We start from the raw sequence: 19892 nt of genomic DNA on the forward strand, positions 1-19892 counted from the left end.
CGCGCCGCCCTCGGGCGAAACGCCAGCGTGATCGCACTATGGCAGACACACAGCAACAATAAAAACGCATAATGCTGATCGTTACGTTCAGTTTTCCTGATACCGATGAAGATGCTCGATCACGACGTGCTGGCCACCGTCGTCGCCGTCGCGGAGACCGGCAACATGACCCGCGCGGCCGAGGCCGTGAACCGCTCGCAGTCGGCCGTGAGCATGCAGATCAAGAGCCTGGAAGACGCGATCGGCCGGCCGCTGTTCATGCGCAAGCCGCGCAGCATCGTGCTGACGCGCGAGGGCGAGGTGCTGCTGGGATTCGCCAGACGAATGCTGGCGCTGCGCGACGAGGCATGGGCGGCCGTGGTGCGGCCGGAAGTGACCGGCAAGGTCGTGATCGGCGTGCCGGACGACTATGCGTCGTCGCTGCTGCCTTCCGTCCTGAAGAAATTCTCGGCGACCTACCCGAAGGTCGAGATCCAGGTGATGGGGTTGCCGAGCAGCGCGCTCGCGCCGCTGATCAAGGACGGCACCGTCGATCTCGTGTGCGGCACCCGCATCAAGGGGCTGACCGGCGACTTCATCCGCCACGAGCCGATGGCGTGGGCCGCGATGACGAACGGGCCGCGCGTCTGGGAAGAACGGCCGCTGCCGATCGCGGTGTTCATGCCGGGCAGCGTCGCGCGCGAGAACGCGATCCGCAGCCTCGAACGCGCGAAGGTGCCGTACCGCACGTCCTATGAAAGCCCGAGCCTGCTCGGGCTGCTCAGCATGGTCGAAGCCGGCCTCGCGGTCGCGCCGCTCGCGCGCTGCGCGATTCCCGCGCAACTGTCGATGCTCGGCCGCTCGCACGGGCTGCCCGACCTGCCGCCGCTCGAACTGATCCTCGCACGCAGCACGAAATCGAAGCGGCCGCCGTGCGACTTTCTCGCGGAACAGCTGATGGAAGACCTGCAGCGGCAAACCGGGCAGGCCGGCGACGCCTGATCAGCGCGTCGCGCCGAACCCGGCCGCGGCCAGCGCCGCGTTGACGTTCGCGGCGACCGCATCGACAAGCGCCTCGAGCGTGTCGCCGCGTACGTGCCGGTGTTCCGGCGCGATGTGCTCGGCCCGTTGCCAGCCCCACTGCGGACCCGACGCGACCGACAGCGTCGCACCGAACCGGTGGCCATGGCGGCGGCCGAAGATGCTCACGCGCCGCTCGGCCACATATTCCTGTTCGGGCAGGTAAAGCCGAATCTCGACTGCGACCTGGACGGGATCGTTGACGCGCGCGGCCGGGCTGACGGCCGCACCGAATACCTTGCCGATCCGCCAGGTCACGCAGGTCTCCCAGGCCGCGAGCGGCCCGCCAATCGCATCGACCCGCTCCGTGTCGACCGACCACTGATGCCTTGCAGGCAAGGCGATCGCCTGATGCAGCAACAATTCGGCCACGCGTACCGTCGTCAGAAGCTGACGCGCGAGCTGCTGACCCGACGGCAGCGACGCCGTCCGCGCGCGGCGGCTTGCCGGCCGCGCGACATGCACTTCTTCCTGGACGTACATGGACACTCCGTATTCAGGGGGTCGCGCCGCGTACGACGCGGCGCACGAACCATCTGCGAACGAGCAATGGTCGTTCCCGGTGTCACCGGGCCCGCGGCCCGACACGCAACCGGCGCGCAACCGGCCCGATCACCGCATCGGCCTGCTGCGCGATCAGCATGTGCAGCGTGAAGTCCAGATCTTCCGGCGCGATCTCGAAGTGGACGTGGATCACGTCGCGCACCGCGCGGGCGCTGACGACATACACGCCGAGCGGCGAATGCAGCAGCGCCGCGAGGCGGCCGCGCGCGTGCCCGGCGGAGTCGGACGTCAGCGTGACGGGCAATTGCAGCCGCGGGCGCGGCGGCGGGAACGGAATGACGTTGGTGCGTGCACCGGCGCGCAACTGGCGGCCGGCGACATCGAAGGCGGGAACGGGATGAATGAAGGTCATGGAGCGGACGGAAGCCGTCTCGGCTGTTCGACACACCCCCAGCTTAGAAGAGACTGCATAAACGTCGTGCAAAAAAATGGGGCGGCCGTGCAAAAAACGGCATGCAGGCGCCCCGATTGCACAGCGTGCACGCCATTCCGCCCGCGCGGCCGTCGCCCGCCCCCGTCAACCGTGACAGGTCAAGCGGCGGCGCTCCGCCGATACACTGTGTGCCATCCCGACGGCCATGAGCCGCAGCATCCCCGATGCGGCCGTCGCTTCGATTGCGCGCGGCCTCCCGCTACCCGCCCCGCGCACCTTCCCCATGCCTTCCAAGGAGCGCCTGTTGAAGCACTTACGCCGCGCGCTGTTCGCCGTCGCCGCCGGCCTCGCGGCCGCTGCGCCCTCCCACGCCCATCCCGTCTGCACCGTCGTCGCCGACGCCGCCACCGGCCGGGTGCTCGTACAGCAAGGCGATTGCGCGACCCGCGTGACGCCGGCATCGACGTTCAAGGTCGCGATCAGCCTGATGGGCTTCGACGCCGGCGTGCTGAAGGACGAGCACGCACCCACGCTCGACTTCCACACCGGCTACCCCGACTGGGGCGGCGCGCCGTGGCGCGAGCCGACCGACCCGGCACGCTGGATGAAGCTGTCGATCTTCTGGTATTCGGAGCAGGTCGCGCAGGCGCTCGGACAGGCGCGCTTCCAGCAGTACACGAGCGCGTTCGGCTACGGCAACGCCGACGCCTCCAGCAAGCAGGGCGAACTGAGCGGCGTGATGGGCGCGTGGGTCAACGCGTCGCTACGGATCTCGCCGCTCGAACAGGTCGCGTTCATGCGCAAGATCGTGCGCCGGACGCTGCCCGTCAGTGCGCACGCGTACGACATGACCGAGCGCATCACGCTGATCGACGCGCAACCGGGCGGCTGGACCGTGCACGGCAAGACCGGCACCGGCTCACCGGGGCTCAAGTACGACGCTGCGCACGCGTACGGCTGGTTCGTCGGCTGGGCGACGAAAGGGCCGCGCACACTGGTGTTCGCGAACCTGATCCAGGACGACAAGCGGCAGACGCCGAATGCCGGACTGCGCTCGCGCGACACGTTCCTCGCGACGCTGCCCGCACTCGACGAACCAGGCCGGCCGCAATGAGCGCCGGACTGCGCAACGCCCGAATCGACCTGCTGCGCGGCGTGTCGATCCTGCTCGTGCTGCTGCATCACTTCAACATCGCGTATCCGCTGCGCGACACCGTGCTCGCGCGTGTGCTCGGCTGGGACACGATCCACGCGATCGTGCGCAACGGCAACTACGGCGTGACGATGTTCTTCGCGATCTCGGGCTACCTGATCACGTCGAATGCGCGCCGCCGCTGGGGCAGCCTCGGCACGCTCGACGTGCGTGCGTTCTACGTGTCGCGTATCGCGCGCATCGTCCCGTGCCTGCTTCTGCTGCTCGCGCTCGTCAACGGCCTCGCGGCGGCCGGCGTGCCGATCTTCACGAACCACGCGCCGCAAGGCATCGCCGTGTCGTACTGGCTCGTGAACCTCGCGTCGCTCACGTTCTGGATGAACGTGCTGATCGGCACCTACGGATGGGTCAACTACGCGCTCGGCGTGCTGTGGTCGCTGTCGGTCGAGGAGGTGTTCTACCTGTCGTTTCCGCTGCTGTGCGTCGCGCTGCGCCGCAACACGCGGCTGTTCGCGTTCTGGCTGCTGATCGCCGCGATCGGTCCCGTGTATCGCTACACGCATCCGGGCGACGAAGGCGGGTTCCTCTACGCGTACTTCGCGTGCTTCGACGGCATCGCGATCGGCTGCTGCACCGCATTGCTCGCCGAACGCGCACGCTGGCAGAGGCTTGCGGCAGCGCCTGTGCAATGGCTTACGGCAACCTCGATGGTCGTGCTCTATCTCGCATGGCCGATCGCCGCAAGCCATGTGCTCGGCGTCTCCGCGATGGCGCTCGGCACGGCCGTGCTGCTGATCGGCGCACATGCGGAACGCACGCCCGCTCACGGCCGCATGCTCGCGCCGCTGCGCTGGAGCGGCCGGCTCAGCTACGAGCTGTATCTGTTCCACCTGATCGTGCTCGGCGTGCTGCGTACGTTCTGGCCGCCTTCGGGCATGCACGGCGACGGCAAGCTGGCATTGCTCGTCGCGTATCTGGCGCTGTCGGCCGGATTGAGCACCGCCATCGCGCGCGGCTATGCGACGCCGCTCGATCGCTTCATCAAGCGCGTCGCGACGCGGCCCGCGGTACGCGTGGCGGACGACGCGCGCGTGTAGCGGCTGTCGGCGGACTAACGTCCGGCGGCTACGCGCGGCGCTCGGTCCCTGCGCGGTAGCTTGACGTGCAGTGCCGCTGCCAGGCGGCACGCGTCTCTCGTGAGGCTCGTCGGAGAAGATCTCGCGAATGGAGATTCGAAGGATTCGTATGACTTATGAAAGCATTGGGCAGGGCGCTGCATCCGTGCGCCCTGCGTGCGGCGGCGTCACCCGGCGTGTTCGGCGGCAGCGCTGCGCACGGTCACGATGCGCGCAGGCGGAATATTTGCCCAGACGATCCGGCTGCCACTGGCAACAAATGCCGAATCGCCGAGCGGATGGCGGCCGGGCGGCCGCAGGTCGTACGTGAACTGGATCATCACGCCGTCGGCCGACAGCACGCGATGGCATTGATCGACGATCGCCGTCACGGCCTCGCGCGGCAGCGTGCGCAGCGGCAGGCACGACACGATCGCATCGACGCGCGCATCGGGCGGCAGCAGCCGCTCGAGCTGCCGCGCATCGCCCGAGACGATCGAGATACCGGGAAAGCGTCGTCGCAGATGCTGCACGAACGCCGGCGAGCGTTCGACCACGACGAGGCGCCGTGGCGCGACGCCGCGTTCGAGCAACGCCGCGGTGATTGCACCGGTGCCGCCGCCGAGCTCGACGACCAGCCCGTCGCCGTCCGGCACCGCATCGGCCATCTCGCGCGCCAGATGCCGCGAACTCGGGCACAACGCACCCACCGCAGCCGGACGGCCGACCCACTCGCGCACGAACAGTGCCGAGACCCGCCATGCGTTCGGCCACATCATGGGCAGACCTTGAGCGGTTGCGCCGCCGGCTTCGACGTGCCGGCGGCTTCGTGGAACAGGGCTACGGCGACACGGGGCTTGGGCATGCGCATCCTCCTGGACGAATCGGTCCGCCGCAGGAAGCGCGACGATCCAATCGATTCTAGGAAACGCAAACTTAAGGCGACGTGAAGATTGACCCTGATTTGACTGATCAATTCGTGCCGGATCAGCCGACGAATGCCCGGCCGGCGCGGCCCCGACGCGCCCCGTAGCGCCTCACCGCAGGTTGGTTCTCGCGAGCTCGACGATTTCATCGCCGCGCCCGCTGAGGATCGCACGCAGCATGAACAGGCTGAAGCCCTTCGCGTGCGCGAGCTCGATCTTCGGCGGCATCGCGAGTTCGTACTTCGACGTGACGACGTCGACGACGGCCGGCCCGTCATGCGCGAATGCCATGCGCAGCGCTTCCTCGACGTTCTCCGAATGCTCGACGCGTACGCTGAAGATGCCGGCCCCCTTCGCGATCGCCGCGAAATCGGTCGGGCTCAGGTCGACGTTCGTATCGAGATAGCCGGCCGCCTTCAGTTCCATCGACACGAAGCCGAGCAGGCTGTTGTTGTACACGACGATCTTGATCGGCAGGTTGAGCTGGCGCGCGCTCAGCAGATCGCCGAGCAGCATCGACATCCCGCCGTCGCCGGACAGCGATACGACCTGCCGCCCCGGATGCGCACCTTGCGCGCCGAGCGCCTGCGGCATCGCGTTCGCCATCGACCCGTGATTGAACGAGCCGTGCAGTTGCCGCTTGCCGTTCATCGTCAGGTAGCGCGCGGCCCACAGCGTCGGCGTGCCGACGTCGGCCGTGAAGATCGCGTCGTCGGCCGCGACTTCGTCGACGATCTTCGTCAGGTACTGCGGATGAATCGCGCGGCCCGGCGGCTCCGCCACCGCGAGATCGTCGAGCCCCTTGCGCGCGGCCGCGTAGTGTTTCAGCGCGTTCTCGAGGAAGCGCCGCTGCGTCTTGCGCGTCAGGCGCGGCAGCAGCGCCGCGATCGTTTCCTTCACCGTGCCGACGAGACCGAGCGCAAGCGGCGCGCGATGGCCGAGCTGCGAGCCCTTCCAGTCGATCTGCACGACCTTCGCGTTCGCCGGATAGAACGGCCGATACGGGAAATCCGTGCCGAGCATCAGCAGCGTGTCGCACGATTCCATCGCGTGATAGCCCGAGCTGAAACCGATCAGCCCCGTCATCCCGACGTCGAACGGGTTGTCCCATTCGACGAACTGCTTGCCGCGCAGCGCATGCACGACCGGTGCGCCGAGCGTGTCGGCCAGCGCGACCACTTCGTCGTGCGCACCCTGCGTGCCGCTGCCGCACAGCAGCGTGACCGCGTCGGATGCGTTGAGCAGCGCCGCGAGCCGGTCGAGATCCGCATCCGCCGGCAGGATCGACGGCGGCGCGGAATCGCTCCATGCCGGCGCTTCTTCCGGGCCGTCGCCGAGCGCGATGTCGCCCGGCAGCACGATCACCGCGACGCCGCGCTCCTCGATCGCGGTGCGCATCGCGCGCGCGAGCACGCGCGGAAACTGCGACGCGTTCGTCACGAGTTCGGCGAAGTGGCTGCACTCGCGAAACAGTTCCTGCGGATGGGTTTCCTGGAAGTAGCCGAGTCCGATCTCGGTCGACGGGATGTGCGCGGCGATCGCGAGCACCGGCTGGTGATTGCGGTGGCAATCGTACAACCCGTTGATCAGGTGCAGGTTGCCGGGGCCGCAACTGCCCGCGCACACCGCGAGCCGACCGGTCGACGCCGCATCGGCGCCGGCCGCGAACGCGGCGCTTTCCTCGTGCCGCGTATGCATCCAGCGGATCGAGCCGATCTGGCTCAGGCTGAACGACAGGCCGTTCAGGCTGTCGCCCGTCACGCCCCAGATGCGCTCGACGCCTGCTGCCGCGAGCGTCTTCGCCAGGTATTCCGCCATCGTCTGTCTTGCCATGATGCCCTCACAGTTGGGTTGTCGCGACATGCGGCACCTGCCCCGCATGGGCGCATGATAGTCAAGGACGCGAAATGACGTCTGAACGGTGCAATCGCGGATTGTTCCGCGCGGAACACCCACGGAAACCAGCCTTTCGTCGCGCTACAGCGGCAGCGCATGCGTCGACAGGATCTCCTTGAGCACCATGAACGAGCGCACCTGCCGTACGCCCGGCAGGTAAAGCAGCTGTTCGGCGTGCAGCCGGTTGAAGCTGTCGTTGTCGCGCGTGCGCACCAGCATGAAGTAGTCGAATTCGCCCGTCACGACGTGGCACTCGACGCATCCCGACACCTTCTGCGCGGCCTTCTCGAACGCGGCGAACGCTTCCGGCGTCGAGCGATCGAGCACGAAGCCGATCACCACCAGCATCCCCGCGCCGAGCGGCTTCGGATCGAGCAACGCGACGATGCCGCGGATCAGCCCCATTTCCTTCAGCCGCTCGACACGCCGGAGGCAGGCCGGCGCGCTCAGCTTCACCTTCGCCGCGAGGCTCACGTTCGAGATCGACGCGTCCTGCTGCAGCTGCCGCAGGATCGCGCGGTCGATGCGATCGAGCGCCGGCGCGGCGTCGGCCGGCGTTGCGCTGCTGCGATCTAATTTCATTGCGTCAACCTCCGTTTCATCGAACCAAAATTGTTTATCCCTCACTCATCTCGTCGATAACGTAGGTCACGGCAATTTATTTCGCAAGCTCATTTCCCGCGCTTCTGCCTATCATTTTTCTCATCGGGGCACGGCCTGCCGGCCTGCCCGATCGATCCGATTTCCCGCCCAGTCCCTTGCTTTCCGGAGCCCGCCGATGAACCTGCAACGCTTCCCCCGTTATCCGCTGACGTTCGGCCCGACGCCCATCCAGCCGCTCAAGCGCCTGAGCGCGCATCTCGGCGGCAAGGTCGAGCTGTATGCGAAGCGCGAGGACTGCAACAGCGGCCTCGCATTCGGCGGCAACAAGACGCGCAAGCTCGAATACCTCGTTCCCGACGCGCTCGCGCAGGGCGCGGACACGCTCGTGTCGATCGGCGGCGTGCAGTCGAACCAGACGCGCCAGGTCGCGGCCGTCGCCGCGCATCTCGGGATGAAGTGCGTGCTCGTGCAGGAGCACTGGGTCAACTATGACGATCCGGTGTACGACCGGGTCGGCAACATCCAGTTGTCGCGGATGATGGGTGCCGACGTGCGGCTGGTGCCGGACGGCTTCGACATCGGCATTCGCCGCAGCTGGGAGGAAGCGATGGAGAGCGTGCGACAGGCCGGCGGCAAGCCGTATCCGATTCCGGCCGGCTGTTCCGAACATCCGCTCGGCGGGCTCGGGTTCGTCGGCTTCGCGGAAGAAGTGCGTGCGCAGGAAGCGGAACTCGGGTTCAAGTTCGATTACGTCGTCGTCTGCTCGGTGACGGGCAGCACGCAGGCGGGGATGATCGTCGGCTTCGCGGCCGACGGGCGCGCGGATCGCGTGATCGGCATCGATGCATCGGCGAAGCCGGAGCAGACGCGCGAACAGATCACGCGGATTGCGCGGCATACGGCCGAGCTGGTCGGCCTCGGCCGCGATATCGTCGAGCAGGATGTCGTGCTGGATACGCGATATGGCGGGCCCGAATATGGGCTGCCGAGCGACGGCACGCTCGAAGCGATTCGACTGTGCGCGCGGCTGGAAGGGATGCTGACCGATCCCGTCTACGAAGGGAAGTCGATGCACGGGATGATCGACAAGGTGCGGCTCGGGGAATTCGAGCCGGGGTCGAAGGTGCTGTATGCGCATCTCGGCGGAGTGCCTGCGTTGAGTGCGTATAGCGAAACCTTCCGCGAGGGTTGATGCAGCGCCGCTACGTCGACCGACCGGCGCGCGCTTCGCAATCCGACAGGCGGCGCTATTGATAGGAAAAGGTGAACGTCGTGGCCGCGTTTACCGTCCCCGCCGTAAGAAGCCCGGTTCTGACGTACCGCACAGCCAGCGGGATGGACAGCGCGTTGTCCCTGCCCCTGCCCACGAACCATTGATTGGTGTTGCCTTTCGCGCTCGAATCCGGGCCGAACGAGATCTTGCTCGCGTCGTTCGCCCGGTAAAGCCGGAGACCGACACCGCGCGCCGTCGAGCCCGGCGACAAGCTCAGGACATCCGTGGTGTTGACCGGATTCGCGACGTCGGTCATCGTCACATAGACGTCGACCGTGCCCCGACAACTGACCTGCAACGATGTCGTGCCGACCACGTCCGAGACGTCGCCGACCGCAGCCAGCTTGCCGGCATAAACTCGCGATAGCGAAATGTTGCTGGTCGCGGCCGACGTCAGCGAACAGCCGCTCGCCGTTACATTGAGCGTAAAAGGGTCGAGCGAAATGGTACGGGTGTCAGAATATCCGTTCGAGCCGGAGATCCTGAATCTGAACATCGGACGCGGCTTCGACGTATGTGAGCCTGTCACTATCTGACCCGAAAATACAAGCGCGACGCGAAAAACGGTATACCACTTGTAATTGCTCGCGGGGACCTTGGCAACCTCGATTTCCCCGGGTCCGAGCACCGTCCATCCGCCCGTGCTTTGTTGCTGAACGCCTGCCATGACGGCAAAGCCGACACCGGGAACACCCGTTTCATAAACAGGATGAGTTTGCCCATCCACACGATACGTGACACCCGGAACCGGTGTCCCCAATGCGGTTGCCGTAATGGTCATCTCCGCTTTGCAATCGTTATAAATCACGCTCGTCTTCTCCGATGTCAACGCGTTCGGACCAACCAGTGTCCCCGGTACGTATGCGTCTCGCGAGGCCGTGATGTTCGCCGGAACCTTCACCGAAGTGCTTGACGAAAATACGCCCAACTCACACGCCAGCGCGTTCGTTTGCGGAGCCAGCAGACAGGCCACCCCCCAAAAAAAGCTCTTCACCAGCAACCGGATACGACACATCCTCGCTCCGTAGAAGTTTTTGAAATAAATGAAATTCACTTATTTTCTCTTTGACGTCAAAAATTATGGATAAGCAAAGCATTAATTTTGTTAAGCACGACCATGATGCAAAATCAGACCTATCTCGATCCACCTCAAAAATATAGGGCGAGTACGGCAATCACGTTCGAGCTTGATCGCATCGGGCCGCCCTGAAAAGTTGCGCCAACCGAGATCGAGCATCACGACTGCCCGGGAGAGACACGGCGGCGCCTTTCGGTATTGCAGCCGTGCCTATCCACCGGCCGGTTCAATACCTGTCACGGGACTGAACCGTGCAGTGTCTTTATCTCGATGTCGCCGTGGTATATCGGCCATCGGGTTACATCGGAGGGGCGTGTCTTCCGCCACCATTTGTAGAGACCGCGCCTGAAGCGGGCGTAACGGTCGTGCGAAAACGTGTTCGATACGCCCATGACGGACGCGACGCGTTTGCCGTTTCGAAAGACATCCGTCAGCGCGTCGCCACCGCGAACGTCGGGCCGAGATCGCAGCACCTATCGGATCGCCTGCCCCGGTTCGCCGAGCGCAATTGTCAGACTCGGCGTACCCGGCGCACCACGCACGTCGACCCGGCATTTCCCGTCGTTCAACAACAGCGCAAAGGGCGGCGATCCGTCGCTGACGCCCTGCTGCAACCATACGATGCGTTCCAGCTGCCTCGAATCGAACCGGTCGTCCGCAGGAATCACCGTCGACCAGCACACCTCGTAGTCGTGGCCGCATTTACACCGCGCGGTCGCGTCGACACGGATCGATTGCCAGATCGACGACGGGTTTTACCCTGCCATTTCAAAAAACAAAAAACGACTGATGACGAATAACCACACAATCGTCATAAACCGTCAAATATAGTATTAACGCAATACGATACTGATCCAAATGGCACTCGGACTCGCCGCACCCTTCTCCAGAGTTTTTCGGACCAAATCAACGCGATTCCGTATACTGCCATCGTAAAAAGTCATTCATAATAGGACACGTACTAAATATATTGAGATCTTCACGTGTTTTGTCCTATTTCTCAAACAGACCACGTCCGCTACCTAACGAGTCGATCGATGTCAAGCAATTGCATGTACCTATCGTCAGGCACGCCGTCCGCGCACTCGTGCTTCATCGCTGTTGGACAGTGCCGCGCATGACCTCGGCCGCGGCACTCGCACGACATGCCGCACGCGGAGAACGGCTGCACGGCAGGAATCACGGGGGCCGGTCTCGCGGCATCCATTCTTGATACCGGCCGTGGCAGGCTTATTCGCTTTGAGCTGGTTCGGGCAGATGCGTCGCACGATCGTCAGGATCCGTGCGGCATGGTTCGCGTGAGCCTGGCACCAGTCTTCTCCAGCGGCCGTGCCCAGCACCCGGCGCATGCTGTTTCGACGCGCCAATGCGCCAGAACGGTTCGTGCAAGGCGTGCTGGCCGATCCCGTTCACGAACGGCAATCGGTGCACGGGATGATCGACAAGGGACGGTGCGGGGATTTCGAAGCGGGGTCGAAGGTGCTGTATGCGCATCTCGGCGAAGTGCCGGCGTTGAGTGCGTATAGCGGGATTTTTGGGGAGGGGTGACGAGGCGGGCCATACCGGCGCACATCGCGCCGCCGCCCCCGCATGACTTCATGCATCGTCAGTCGCGCAATCCGGCAACGGTGCGGATGAAATCGGTGAATCCACGGCGATACCGTTCCGCGCGCAGGTAGCACGCTTCGTCGACACCGTCGCGCGGTACGTCCTTCAGCGCACCGATCGCCGCCACGCAATCGCTCGGAGCCGGCATCGGGTCGCGCGGCCCGGGCAATCCGCGATCGTCGAGAAAGTCGGCGCATTTGCGCTGATAGCAGAACAGCAGCACCGGCACGCCGTACGCATGCGCCGTGATCGCCCCATGCAGCTTCGACGTCACGACGCACGATGCCGACGCCAGCACGTCGACGATCGATTCGACCGAATCGCCGTAGCGAACGTCATCGACTTCCATCGTCCGCGGCGTATGGCGACTGCGTATCGCGTCGGCCACCCGCGCGCTGGCATCGTCCAGCGCAACGAAGCGAACACGGTCGAAACGGCCGCTTCGATCCGCGTCGCGCAGGATGGCCGCCGCATGCTCGACATAGCCCATCAAATGCACCGCGACAACCAGCGTGCGTGCCTCGTCGGCGCGCGCGGGCCGATAAAGCGCCGGCAATGCGAATGCGAGATCGCCGAGCAGCTCGGCGGGCCGCCGGACGAAGGCGCCGTTCAGTTCCTCCAGCGAGGCTGCGTCGCGCACCGCGAGCGCGTCGAGCCGTGCCGTCAGGGCGAGGAATTGCCTGAGCCGCCCGCCGTCGTCGAACGGGCCCACGGAAACGCCGAGTGCGGCGACCGGCTTGCGCATCAGCGCGCCGCCGAAGACGATCAGACGCGCGAATGCCAGCGATGCATGGGCGCCGAACAGTGAGCCGCCACCGAATGCGGCGGCGTCAGCCCGCACCAGCGCCGCGCAGTAGGTCGCAAAACGCGCGATCGTGCCGATCGTGCCACTGCACCCGACGCCGCGCGAGAACGGCTTCCATCGCCATGCCGCGCTCAGTTCGCGCCGCACCGGCGCGCCGACGAGCATGGGGCGTACATTGCCCGCGCGCCCGGCCAGCCGCTGCAGCACGTAGCCGAACAGGTCGTCGCCGAAATTGTGGCGACCGTAAAAGCCGAAGAACGCGATGCGCACCGCGCGTCGCCTCGTCGGCCGGGCGCACACGTCCCGATGCGTGATGTCGGTCGACTCGCTCATGGCGTCTCCTCCCGCCATCCTCGGCGCACGGGCACGCGTGGCACGCGGCGCCCGTGTGCGGCCTCGTACAGCGCATCGAACTCCCGCACGAAGCGCACGGCGCCGAACCGGGCGAACGCACGTTCACGGGCCGCATCGCCCATGCGTCGCCGCAGCGCCGCATCGTGCAGCAGCCGCTCCGTGTAATGCCGCAGTTCGTCATCGTCGTTGACGAGAAAACCGGTCACGCCGTGCTCGACGATGTCGCGATTGCCGACGATGCGGCTCGCCACGGCCGGCAACCCCATGGCCTGCGCTTCGATCAGCGCGATCGGCATGCCTTCCCACAGCGACGGCAACACGTAGACGTCGCTGCGCGCCAGCGCATCGCGCATCGCATCCGGGCTGATCCAGCCGGACTGCTCGACGGGCGTATCGGCAAGCCACGCGCGAACCTGATCGGGCGCACCGTCGCCAAGCCATACGCAGCGCACGTCGTAGCGGCCGGCAAGCGACTGTGCGAGCCGCGCGAACCGCCAGGGCGCCTTCTGATAAACGACGCGGCCGGACGTGCAGACCACCGCGGCCGCGCGGGCCGGCGCGTCGCCGGTCTCGACGAAGCGGCTCAGGTCGATTGCATTGTCGACCACGAACACGCGCTTGCGCGACAGCAGCATCGCCGCATAGTGCGCCTCGCTGCGAGAACAGGCGACCAGCGGGCCGCCGATCGCGTGCAGAACCCGTTCGATGCCGATCAGCACTTGCGCCCGCCGCCGCGAAATGTCGCGGCGCAGGAACGCGAAGCCGTGCGGCGAGTACAGCGTTCGCTTGGCGCAGCCGAGCAGACGCGCAGCCATTCGGCCGAGCGCGCCGGCCTTCGACGAATGAAGATGGATCACATCGGCGCGCAGGCGCAGCAAGCAGACGGCGACCCGGAACAGCGCGAGCACGTCGCGCGGCCCGATCGAGGTCGACATCGGCAGCACGCGACGTTCGACGCGGGCATCGAACCACGTGTCAAGCACGTCCGGCGACGGCGTATCCGGCCGAATCGAATGCACGACGATCACCTGATCACCGGCCGCGGCCTGCGCATTCGCGAGCAGCGCGACGCAGTGGAGCACGCCACCGCCGAGCGCCTCCGTCATGTGTACGATTTTTCGGGGAGAAGCTTTCATGGTCTGGTTTTCTGTTTATCGATAGATCGCATCGAGCGCGGGCAGCGCGCGATACGGCAGGAACGGAGAGGCGCCGCGACCGGCCTCGTCGAGCATGTTGTTGAACCGCCCCGCCAGCGCGACGAGGCCGATGAGGAAAAGGCACACGGCAAGGGCATGCGACATGCGGCCGCTCGCGGGCCGGTACTGGCGCAGCATCACCACGGCCATCAGGAACGTGAGCAGCAGCTGGAAGCGGATGCCGGCATAGCTGACCCGCGTGAGGCCATAGAACGCCGCCTCCAGCACGGCAAGCAGCCAGAAGCCGGTGCGCGGCACCGAGAAGTCGGCGCGGAAGCGCCACAACGTGACGAGCATGGCTGTCTGCAACAGCACGAACAGCAAGCCCGACGACGCATTCGGCGCGGCCATGCCCGAATACAGATCGGTCTTGTCGCCGAGATAGACCGGCATCGCGACGGCCGCCACGCACGCGCACAGCACGCCGAACGCGAGTGCCGGACCCTGCCCACGGCGCGTCGCGGCGGGAAACAGGACGAGGAGCAGGATCGACGAGTAATGCATGCCGGTTCCGAGCACCGTGAAGGCGAGGTAGCGCCACGGCCGCTCGTGCGCCGGCACGCGCGTCGCCAGCAGGAACAGCGACGCCGCGAGCCCGAACCGCATCACGTTCATCGACAGCTCGTAGAACATGCCGGGTACGATCAGCAGCCCGCCGAACCACGCGCCGTATCGCGCGCCGCCGAGCGCCCACATCAGGGTCAAAGCGATCAGCAGCGAGATGCCGTTGACGACGAAGCGCGGGTCGGGCCAGATGGACCAGAGCAGCGTGGTCAGCGCGTGGAAGAGCGGCTCCGATCCGTAGCCGCTCCCCGTGTCCAGCCCGGAAAACGCGGCGTAATACGCGGCGGTGTCGGTACCGGCATGCCCGCGCAACACGACGAGCGCGATCATCGGCAACGCGGCCGCCAGCAGTACCGCCCGGCTCGTGCCGCCATAAGTTGCGCACAGTGCGACGCCGAAATAGAAGATCGCGAGCGGAACGATGTAGTGGATCATCGGGCGCTCCGCACCCACGACGCGCGACCGTTCATGCGAACCGCCCCGACAGCGCGCATCGCCGCAGATACTTGGCGAAGCTCAGCGCCGCATGGACGCACCATTCGCCGACGCCGATCGCGCCGACGCGACGGAAGTGCCGGTAGTTGTGCTGCTCGCCCTGCTGGATCTTCCACAACTGGCCGCTCAGCCCACCGACGCCGAACTGCGCCTTGTAGACATGCGACAGCGGCATGTCGAACAGATAGGCGGCACCGCGCTCGACCAGTACGAGCTGCAGCAGCATGAAATAGTCTTCGGCGTGACGCTTGCGCTCGTCGAAGCGGGCCGCGACATCGGCGCGCACCATCACGCTCGACGGCGTGAAGCGATTCGAGAACAGCACGGCGCGACGCGACACCGGCACGGGCGCACGATGCGGCGCACGATCGGCCGGCAACGCGGCCCCCTCCGGCAGCTGCTGCACCGGATGGCCCGTGATCGCCGCTTCGGGCCAGGCTTCCATCCAGCCGCACTGGCGCGCGATCTTGTCGCGATGCCACGTATCGTCCGCGTCGAGGAACGCGACGAAGCGCTGCGTCGCGAACAACCAGCCGACGTTGCGCGCCACGCCCGGGCCACCGTTGCGCGACAACGCGATCACGCGAATCCAGTCGCCGCCGTATCGCGTCCGCAGGCTTTCGATGCACGCGAGCGTGTCATCGGGGCTCGCATCGTCGACCAGGATCAGCTCGGCGGGCCGCCACGTCTGCGCGTAGACCGACGCAACCGCCCGCTCGAGCGTCGCGACGCTGCGATGACACGGCACGATCACGCTGACCGGCGCGACCGGCGGACGATCGGCGCCGGCTCGTGCTGCCGCTGCGGCCGACACGCCGCGCGTCGCCGCCCGTGCATCGGCGCATCCGTCAGGAACGTGCCCGGATGACACCGCTGCTACGCAACGCCGCCCCGTCGCCCATGCCAGCGCACACCAGAGCACCTCGCCCGCAATCGCCGCAGCCACCGCGCCGGGCAATCCCCAGCCCGGCATCAAGCCCACGCCGAGCCCGATGCCGACGGCGAGCGCGACGAACGCGCACCGGTTCCGGAGCACGATGAAATCGCGTGTCGTCATCACCGACGATGCGCTGGTCGTCACGAACCGCAGCGGCGCGCAGACTGCCATCCATTGCACGAGCAGAACCGCGTCGCGATAGCGCTCGCCGAACGCGAACGGCACGACGGCCGGCGCAACCACGACGAGCGCCACACCCACTGCCAGGCCCGCCAGCACCATCCAGCGATTGCCGACATGAAACGCATGCCGCAGGCGCGCCGGGTCCGTCACCGCCCATCGATGCAGACGCGGCATCAGCAGCTTCTGGAACAACACGGCCGGCAACAGGTAGACCGCGGCGAGCGTCGTGACGACGACGTTGTACGTGCCCGCATCGCGCGGCCCGAGCATGACGGCCGCCACGATCAGGCCGCCCTGCGCATAGGCGAAATAAAGCAGGCTCGCGACGCCGAACGGAAGTGCCTGCCGCGCAACCTGTGCGACACCGGGCACCGGTTCGGCCGGGCCGCCCGCGTCCGTCCCGTCGCCATGGCCATCGAGTACGGCATGCCCGTTGCGCAGCACGCGCATCGACCGCCACGCGCCGACCGTCATGCCGACGGCAATCGCGCCGAATGCGATGGCGACGAACGTCGTGCCGGCATGCAGCCGGACGGCCAGCACCGCGACGACGAACCGTGCCGCATGCTGAGCGAGCTGCCATGCGCTCACCCGTGCAAATCGGCCTTCGAGCTGGCAACGCGCGCCACACAGCTCGACGGCGCTCTGGCCCAGCAACGCCGGCAGCATCCACAGCAACAGGTGCGCCGTGTCGTGTTCGCGCACGCCGACGCTCGCCCATGCAGCGACGGCCGCGGCGGTGACCACCGCGCTGATGCAGATGAAGTGCAGCGACGCCGGCACCCAGCGCGCCGCGCGCGCACCTTCAACCCCGTAGGCGCGCAGCCAGAACGCAGGTATGCCGAACCCGATCGCCGGCGCGGCGATCGTCACGACGGCCAGCGCCGTCGAAAAATGGCCATAGGCCTCGACATCCCACGCACGGGCAAGCGCGGCCTGCACCGCGAATGCCAGCACCGCCGCACCGCCCGCGCTCAGCACCAGCAGTACGAGCGCCGTCGCATCGCGTCTCGTCGCACGCGTCATGACCGAACCTCCTGCCCAGGTTCGCCGGCACGCGTCTTCGCCGCGCCATATCGATAGGTCGCGTACTTCATGCCGTAGCGGAACCGGCCGGCATGCGGATCGATACCGTTGTGGATCACCCCGTCGAGCTCGATACCGACCTGGCGCAGACGGCGCGCCGCTTCCTGCAGTTCGCCGCGCTCGGTGCGCCCGGCACGCGCCACCACGTAGACATTGCCTGCCGCAAACGGCGCCAGCAGCGTCGCGTCGGTGACCAGCAACAGCGGCGGACTGTCGATCACGACGATGTCGTAACGGCTCGCCAGCTCGGCCATGACGGCCGGCAGCGTCCCGGCGTTGAGCAGGTCCGCGGCATTGCGACGGCCCACACCGGACGCCAGGAAATCGACATTGGTATGACGCGTGGCGCGAATCGCGCCATCGACCGACGCGTCGCCCGCGAGCACGTCGGCGAAACCGGCCGGCGCGGTGCCGAACATCGCGTCGAGCCGGCCGCGGCGCAAGTCGCCGTCGACCAGCAGCACACGCTGGCCGACCGCCGCGAGCACCAGCGCGAGATTGGCCGACACGAACGACTTGCCGACGCCGGGCGTCGGGCCCGTGACCAGCACGACGTTGTTGCCCGACGTGCGCATCGAGAACTGCAACGTCGCACGCAGGCTGCGCAGGGCCTCGATCGCCGGATCGTCGGGATCGCTGCTCGCGAGCGGACCCATGCCGGCGCCGCGCCTGCCGATCACGCGCGGCACGGCGGCAGCCACCCGCAGGCCGGTCGCGTCCTCGAGTTCCGCCGGATCGGACGGTGCCCGGCAAAGCAGCCCGCGTCCGTAGGCGGCCGCCATCGCCAGCAGCGCGCCGAGCAGGCATGCGCCCGCGATCCCGAGCACCCGCCGGAAGCGGATCGGCCGCTGCGGTTCCTCGGCCAGATCGAGCACGCGCACGTTGCCGATACGGCTCGCGCGCAGCAGCTTCAGTTGCTCGATGTTGTCGAGCAGGCCGACGTAAAGCTGGCTGTTCACCTTCACGTCGCGCTCAAGCCGCACGAGCTCGCCTTGCCGCTTCGGCAACTGTGCGATCCGGGTGCCGATTTCGTTTGCCTGCGCATCGAGCACGGCAATCTGCCGGTCGAGCGACACGACCGATTCGTGCTCCGCCATGAAGCGGCCCAACAGTTCGGCGCGCTTCTGGCGCAACTGCACGCGTTGCGTCTCGTTGTCGGCCGCCGCCTGCAGGATCGCCTGCGCGTCGCCGGCAACGTCGACCGATCCGAGCTTGCTGCGCAAGGCGGCCAGCCGCGCCTCGGAATCGTCGAGCGTGCGGCGCAGCTCCGGAAGCTGCCGCTCGAGAAAATCAAGCGATCGCGCGGCCTCGGCCGCCTTGCGCGCAGCATTCTGCTCGACGTAGAACCCGGCAATTTCGTTGAGCGTCGCCGTGATCCGGTGTGCGTCGGTACCTCGCAGCCGGACACTCAGCACGTTCGAATCCTTGCCCGCTTCGGCCACGCCGAGTGCGTCCTGCAACCGGACGATCGCGTCGAGGCGCGCATGCCGGACCAGTGCGAAGCGCGTACCCGGCGCCGCCTGCAGCGCATCGATCTTCAACGCGACCGGCCCGCTCGCGCCGTCGAACTGCATGCGCCGCCCGACCTCGCCGGTCGCGGGCCCGGCAAGCCCCGGCCCCGACAGCACATAGCGCCCGCCGGGCAGCACGACGAGCGCGTACCGTTCTCCTTCGAATCGTGCCGGCACGTCGAACACGTCGATCGCCGCCTGCGCGTCACCCCACGCATAGCCGCCCCATCCGGACGCGTCCGGCGATTCACCCGCGCCCTTCATTCGTGCGAGCGCACCGCCGATCAGCGGAAAACGCACCGGCCGCGCATCGATGAACAGCCGCTGCCGGTCGACGGCGCGCGCGACGACGAAGCGCGATCCGAGCACACGTTTTTCGGTCTCGGCGGACGTCTTGACGCCGAACATCGACGACAGGTCGCCGAACGCGGAACGTGCCATCGAATCCGTGCTGCTGTCCTCGACCTGCACGAGGATGTCGGCCTGATAAACCGGCGCCGACAGCATCGCCCACGCGATACCCGCGATCGCGAACGTCGCGAAGACCACCGCCATCGTCCGGCGATGGATCAGGAACGTGTCGAGCAATGCGGCGAAATCGAATGTGCCTTCCTGGGCTGAAGTTCTCGTCATTGCCAGCCTCCCGATCGACGCCGGCCTGCGTAGCCGAGGTGGGCGATCCAGTCGGACAGGCCGGTCGCGAGCAGTGCGTAGCACGCGTCGAAGCGCTCGCGCGGTTCGCCTACCGGATCGAACACGTCGACCTGGTCGAACGCGCGCACGAGAAACACCTTGCCGCGCGTGAACGGATGCCGTGCTTCGAGTTCGCGCCGTTGCGCCACGGTCATCACGAGAATCAGATCGGCCGCCCGGCACATCGCGTCCGACAGGCGCGCCGCGCGATGGCCGGACAGATCGATGCCGTGCGATCGCAGCACCGCGACGGCTTCCGGTGCTGCGGGTTCGCCGACCGGCGCATCGAGACCGGCCGACATCACCGCCACCTCGGGCAGCAATCGGGCGAACAGGCCGGCGGCCATCGGGCTGCGGCACAGATTGCCGCTGCAAACGAAGAGAACGCGGGAGATCATGAATTCGGAATACATAAGAGGT

General features: G+C 66.7%; 16 protein-coding genes and 1 pseudogene. 5 read left to right on the top strand and 12 right to left on the bottom strand.

Annotated elements, in window-relative coordinates:
* Nucleotides 1-105: 105 nt before the first annotated feature.
* Nucleotides 106-981 (top strand): LysR family transcriptional regulator, encoded by an 876-nt coding sequence (locus DIE03_RS34905; protein WP_124456650.1) that lies wholly within the window; start codon nt 106-108, stop codon nt 979-981.
* On the opposite strand, the gene DIE03_RS34910 is transcribed toward DIE03_RS34905, so the two are convergent.
* Together DIE03_RS34910 and DIE03_RS34915 are read right to left on the bottom strand one after the other, a co-directional pair.
* A complete protein-coding gene (locus DIE03_RS34910) occupies nt 982-1542 on the bottom strand; it encodes a hypothetical protein (RefSeq protein WP_124456651.1) in 561 nt (186 codons plus the stop codon).
* Nucleotides 1543-1624: 82 nt separating this feature from the next.
* On the bottom strand, nt 1625-1975 hold the full coding sequence (locus DIE03_RS34915) for a hypothetical protein (RefSeq protein WP_124456652.1): 351 nt from the start codon (nt 1973-1975) through the stop codon (nt 1625-1627).
* 304 nt (nt 1976-2279) lie between these two features.
* Here DIE03_RS34915 and blaOXA point away from each other — a divergent pair, with 304 nt between their 5' ends.
* Together blaOXA and DIE03_RS34925 are read left to right on the top strand one after the other, a co-directional pair.
* A complete protein-coding gene (blaOXA, locus tag DIE03_RS34920) occupies nt 2280-3110 on the top strand; it encodes an OXA-1043 family class D beta-lactamase (protein ID WP_124456674.1) in 831 nt (276 codons plus the stop codon).
* Nucleotides 3107-4246 (top strand): acyltransferase, encoded by a 1140-nt coding sequence (locus tag DIE03_RS34925; RefSeq protein WP_124456653.1) that lies wholly within the window; start codon nt 3107-3109, stop codon nt 4244-4246. Before blaOXA ends, DIE03_RS34925 begins: the two co-directional genes overlap by 4 nt.
* Nucleotides 4247-4452: 206 nt before the next feature.
* On the opposite strand, the gene DIE03_RS34930 is transcribed toward DIE03_RS34925, so the two are convergent.
* From DIE03_RS34930 to DIE03_RS34940, 3 genes are all read right to left on the bottom strand, one after another.
* The gene (locus tag DIE03_RS34930; RefSeq protein WP_124456654.1) at nt 4453-5043 is read right to left on the bottom strand and encodes a class I SAM-dependent methyltransferase; all 591 of its coding nucleotides are present in this window, start codon (nt 5041-5043) and stop codon (nt 4453-4455) included.
* Nucleotides 5044-5301: 258 nt separating this feature from the next.
* Nucleotides 5302-7023: a ubiquinone-dependent pyruvate dehydrogenase gene (poxB, locus tag DIE03_RS34935; RefSeq protein ID WP_124456655.1), complete on the bottom strand. Its 1722-nt coding sequence runs from the start codon at nt 7021-7023 to the stop codon at nt 5302-5304.
* A gap of 144 nt (nt 7024-7167) precedes the next feature.
* Entirely contained in the window at nt 7168-7668 is a 501-nt protein-coding gene (locus DIE03_RS34940; protein WP_124456656.1) for an Lrp/AsnC family transcriptional regulator, read from the bottom strand.
* A gap of 196 nt (nt 7669-7864) precedes the next feature.
* On the opposite strand from DIE03_RS34940, the gene DIE03_RS34945 reads away from it, so the two are divergent.
* Nucleotides 7865-8881 carry a 1-aminocyclopropane-1-carboxylate deaminase gene (locus tag DIE03_RS34945; protein ID WP_124456657.1) on the top strand — a complete coding sequence of 339 codons (1017 nt, stop codon included), beginning with the start codon at nt 7865-7867 and terminating at the stop codon, nt 8879-8881.
* 55 nt (nt 8882-8936) lie between these two features.
* On the opposite strand, the gene DIE03_RS34950 is transcribed toward DIE03_RS34945, so the two are convergent.
* On the bottom strand, nt 8937-10016 hold the full coding sequence (locus DIE03_RS34950) for a fimbrial protein (protein ID WP_124456658.1): 1080 nt from the start codon (nt 10014-10016) through the stop codon (nt 8937-8939).
* 1407 nt (nt 10017-11423) lie between these two features.
* Between DIE03_RS34950 and DIE03_RS34955 the strand changes: the two are divergent.
* Nucleotides 11424-11588: pseudogene (locus tag DIE03_RS34955) on the top strand (aminocyclopropane-1-carboxylate deaminase/D-cysteine desulfhydrase family protein); the annotation flags it as partial.
* 58 nt (nt 11589-11646) lie between these two features.
* Here the strand turns inward: DIE03_RS34955 and DIE03_RS34960 are convergent.
* From DIE03_RS34960 to DIE03_RS34985, 6 genes are read right to left on the bottom strand one after another with little or no spacing between them, the layout of a single operon-like run.
* Entirely contained in the window at nt 11647-12786 is a 1140-nt protein-coding gene (locus tag DIE03_RS34960) for a polysaccharide pyruvyl transferase family protein (protein ID WP_185658291.1), read from the bottom strand.
* On the bottom strand, nt 12783-13943 hold the full coding sequence (locus DIE03_RS34965; protein WP_124456660.1) for a glycosyltransferase: 1161 nt from the start codon (nt 13941-13943) through the stop codon (nt 12783-12785). The genes DIE03_RS34960 and DIE03_RS34965 overlap by 4 nt, the downstream gene beginning before the upstream one ends.
* Nucleotides 13944-13958: 15 nt before the next feature.
* Nucleotides 13959-15002, bottom strand: a complete 1044-nt coding sequence (locus tag DIE03_RS34970) for an EpsG family protein (RefSeq protein ID WP_124456661.1) — start codon at nt 15000-15002, stop codon at nt 13959-13961.
* Between the two features lie 31 nt (nt 15003-15033).
* Entirely contained in the window at nt 15034-17208 is a 2175-nt protein-coding gene (locus DIE03_RS34975) for a glycosyltransferase (protein WP_124456662.1), read from the bottom strand.
* Nucleotides 17205-19412 carry a polysaccharide biosynthesis tyrosine autokinase gene (locus DIE03_RS34980; RefSeq protein ID WP_124456663.1) on the bottom strand — a complete coding sequence of 736 codons (2208 nt, stop codon included), beginning with the start codon at nt 19410-19412 and terminating at the stop codon, nt 17205-17207. The genes DIE03_RS34975 and DIE03_RS34980 overlap by 4 nt, the downstream gene beginning before the upstream one ends.
* Nucleotides 19409-19870, bottom strand: coding sequence for a low molecular weight protein-tyrosine-phosphatase (locus DIE03_RS34985; RefSeq protein WP_124456664.1), 462 nt, complete (start codon nt 19868-19870; stop codon nt 19409-19411). The genes DIE03_RS34980 and DIE03_RS34985 overlap by 4 nt, the downstream gene beginning before the upstream one ends.
* Nucleotides 19871-19892 lie beyond the last annotated feature (22 nt).

The sequence above is a fragment of the Burkholderia sp. Bp8992 genome (assembly GCF_003853705.1).
Taxonomy (GTDB): Bacteria; Pseudomonadota; Gammaproteobacteria; order Burkholderiales; family Burkholderiaceae; genus Burkholderia.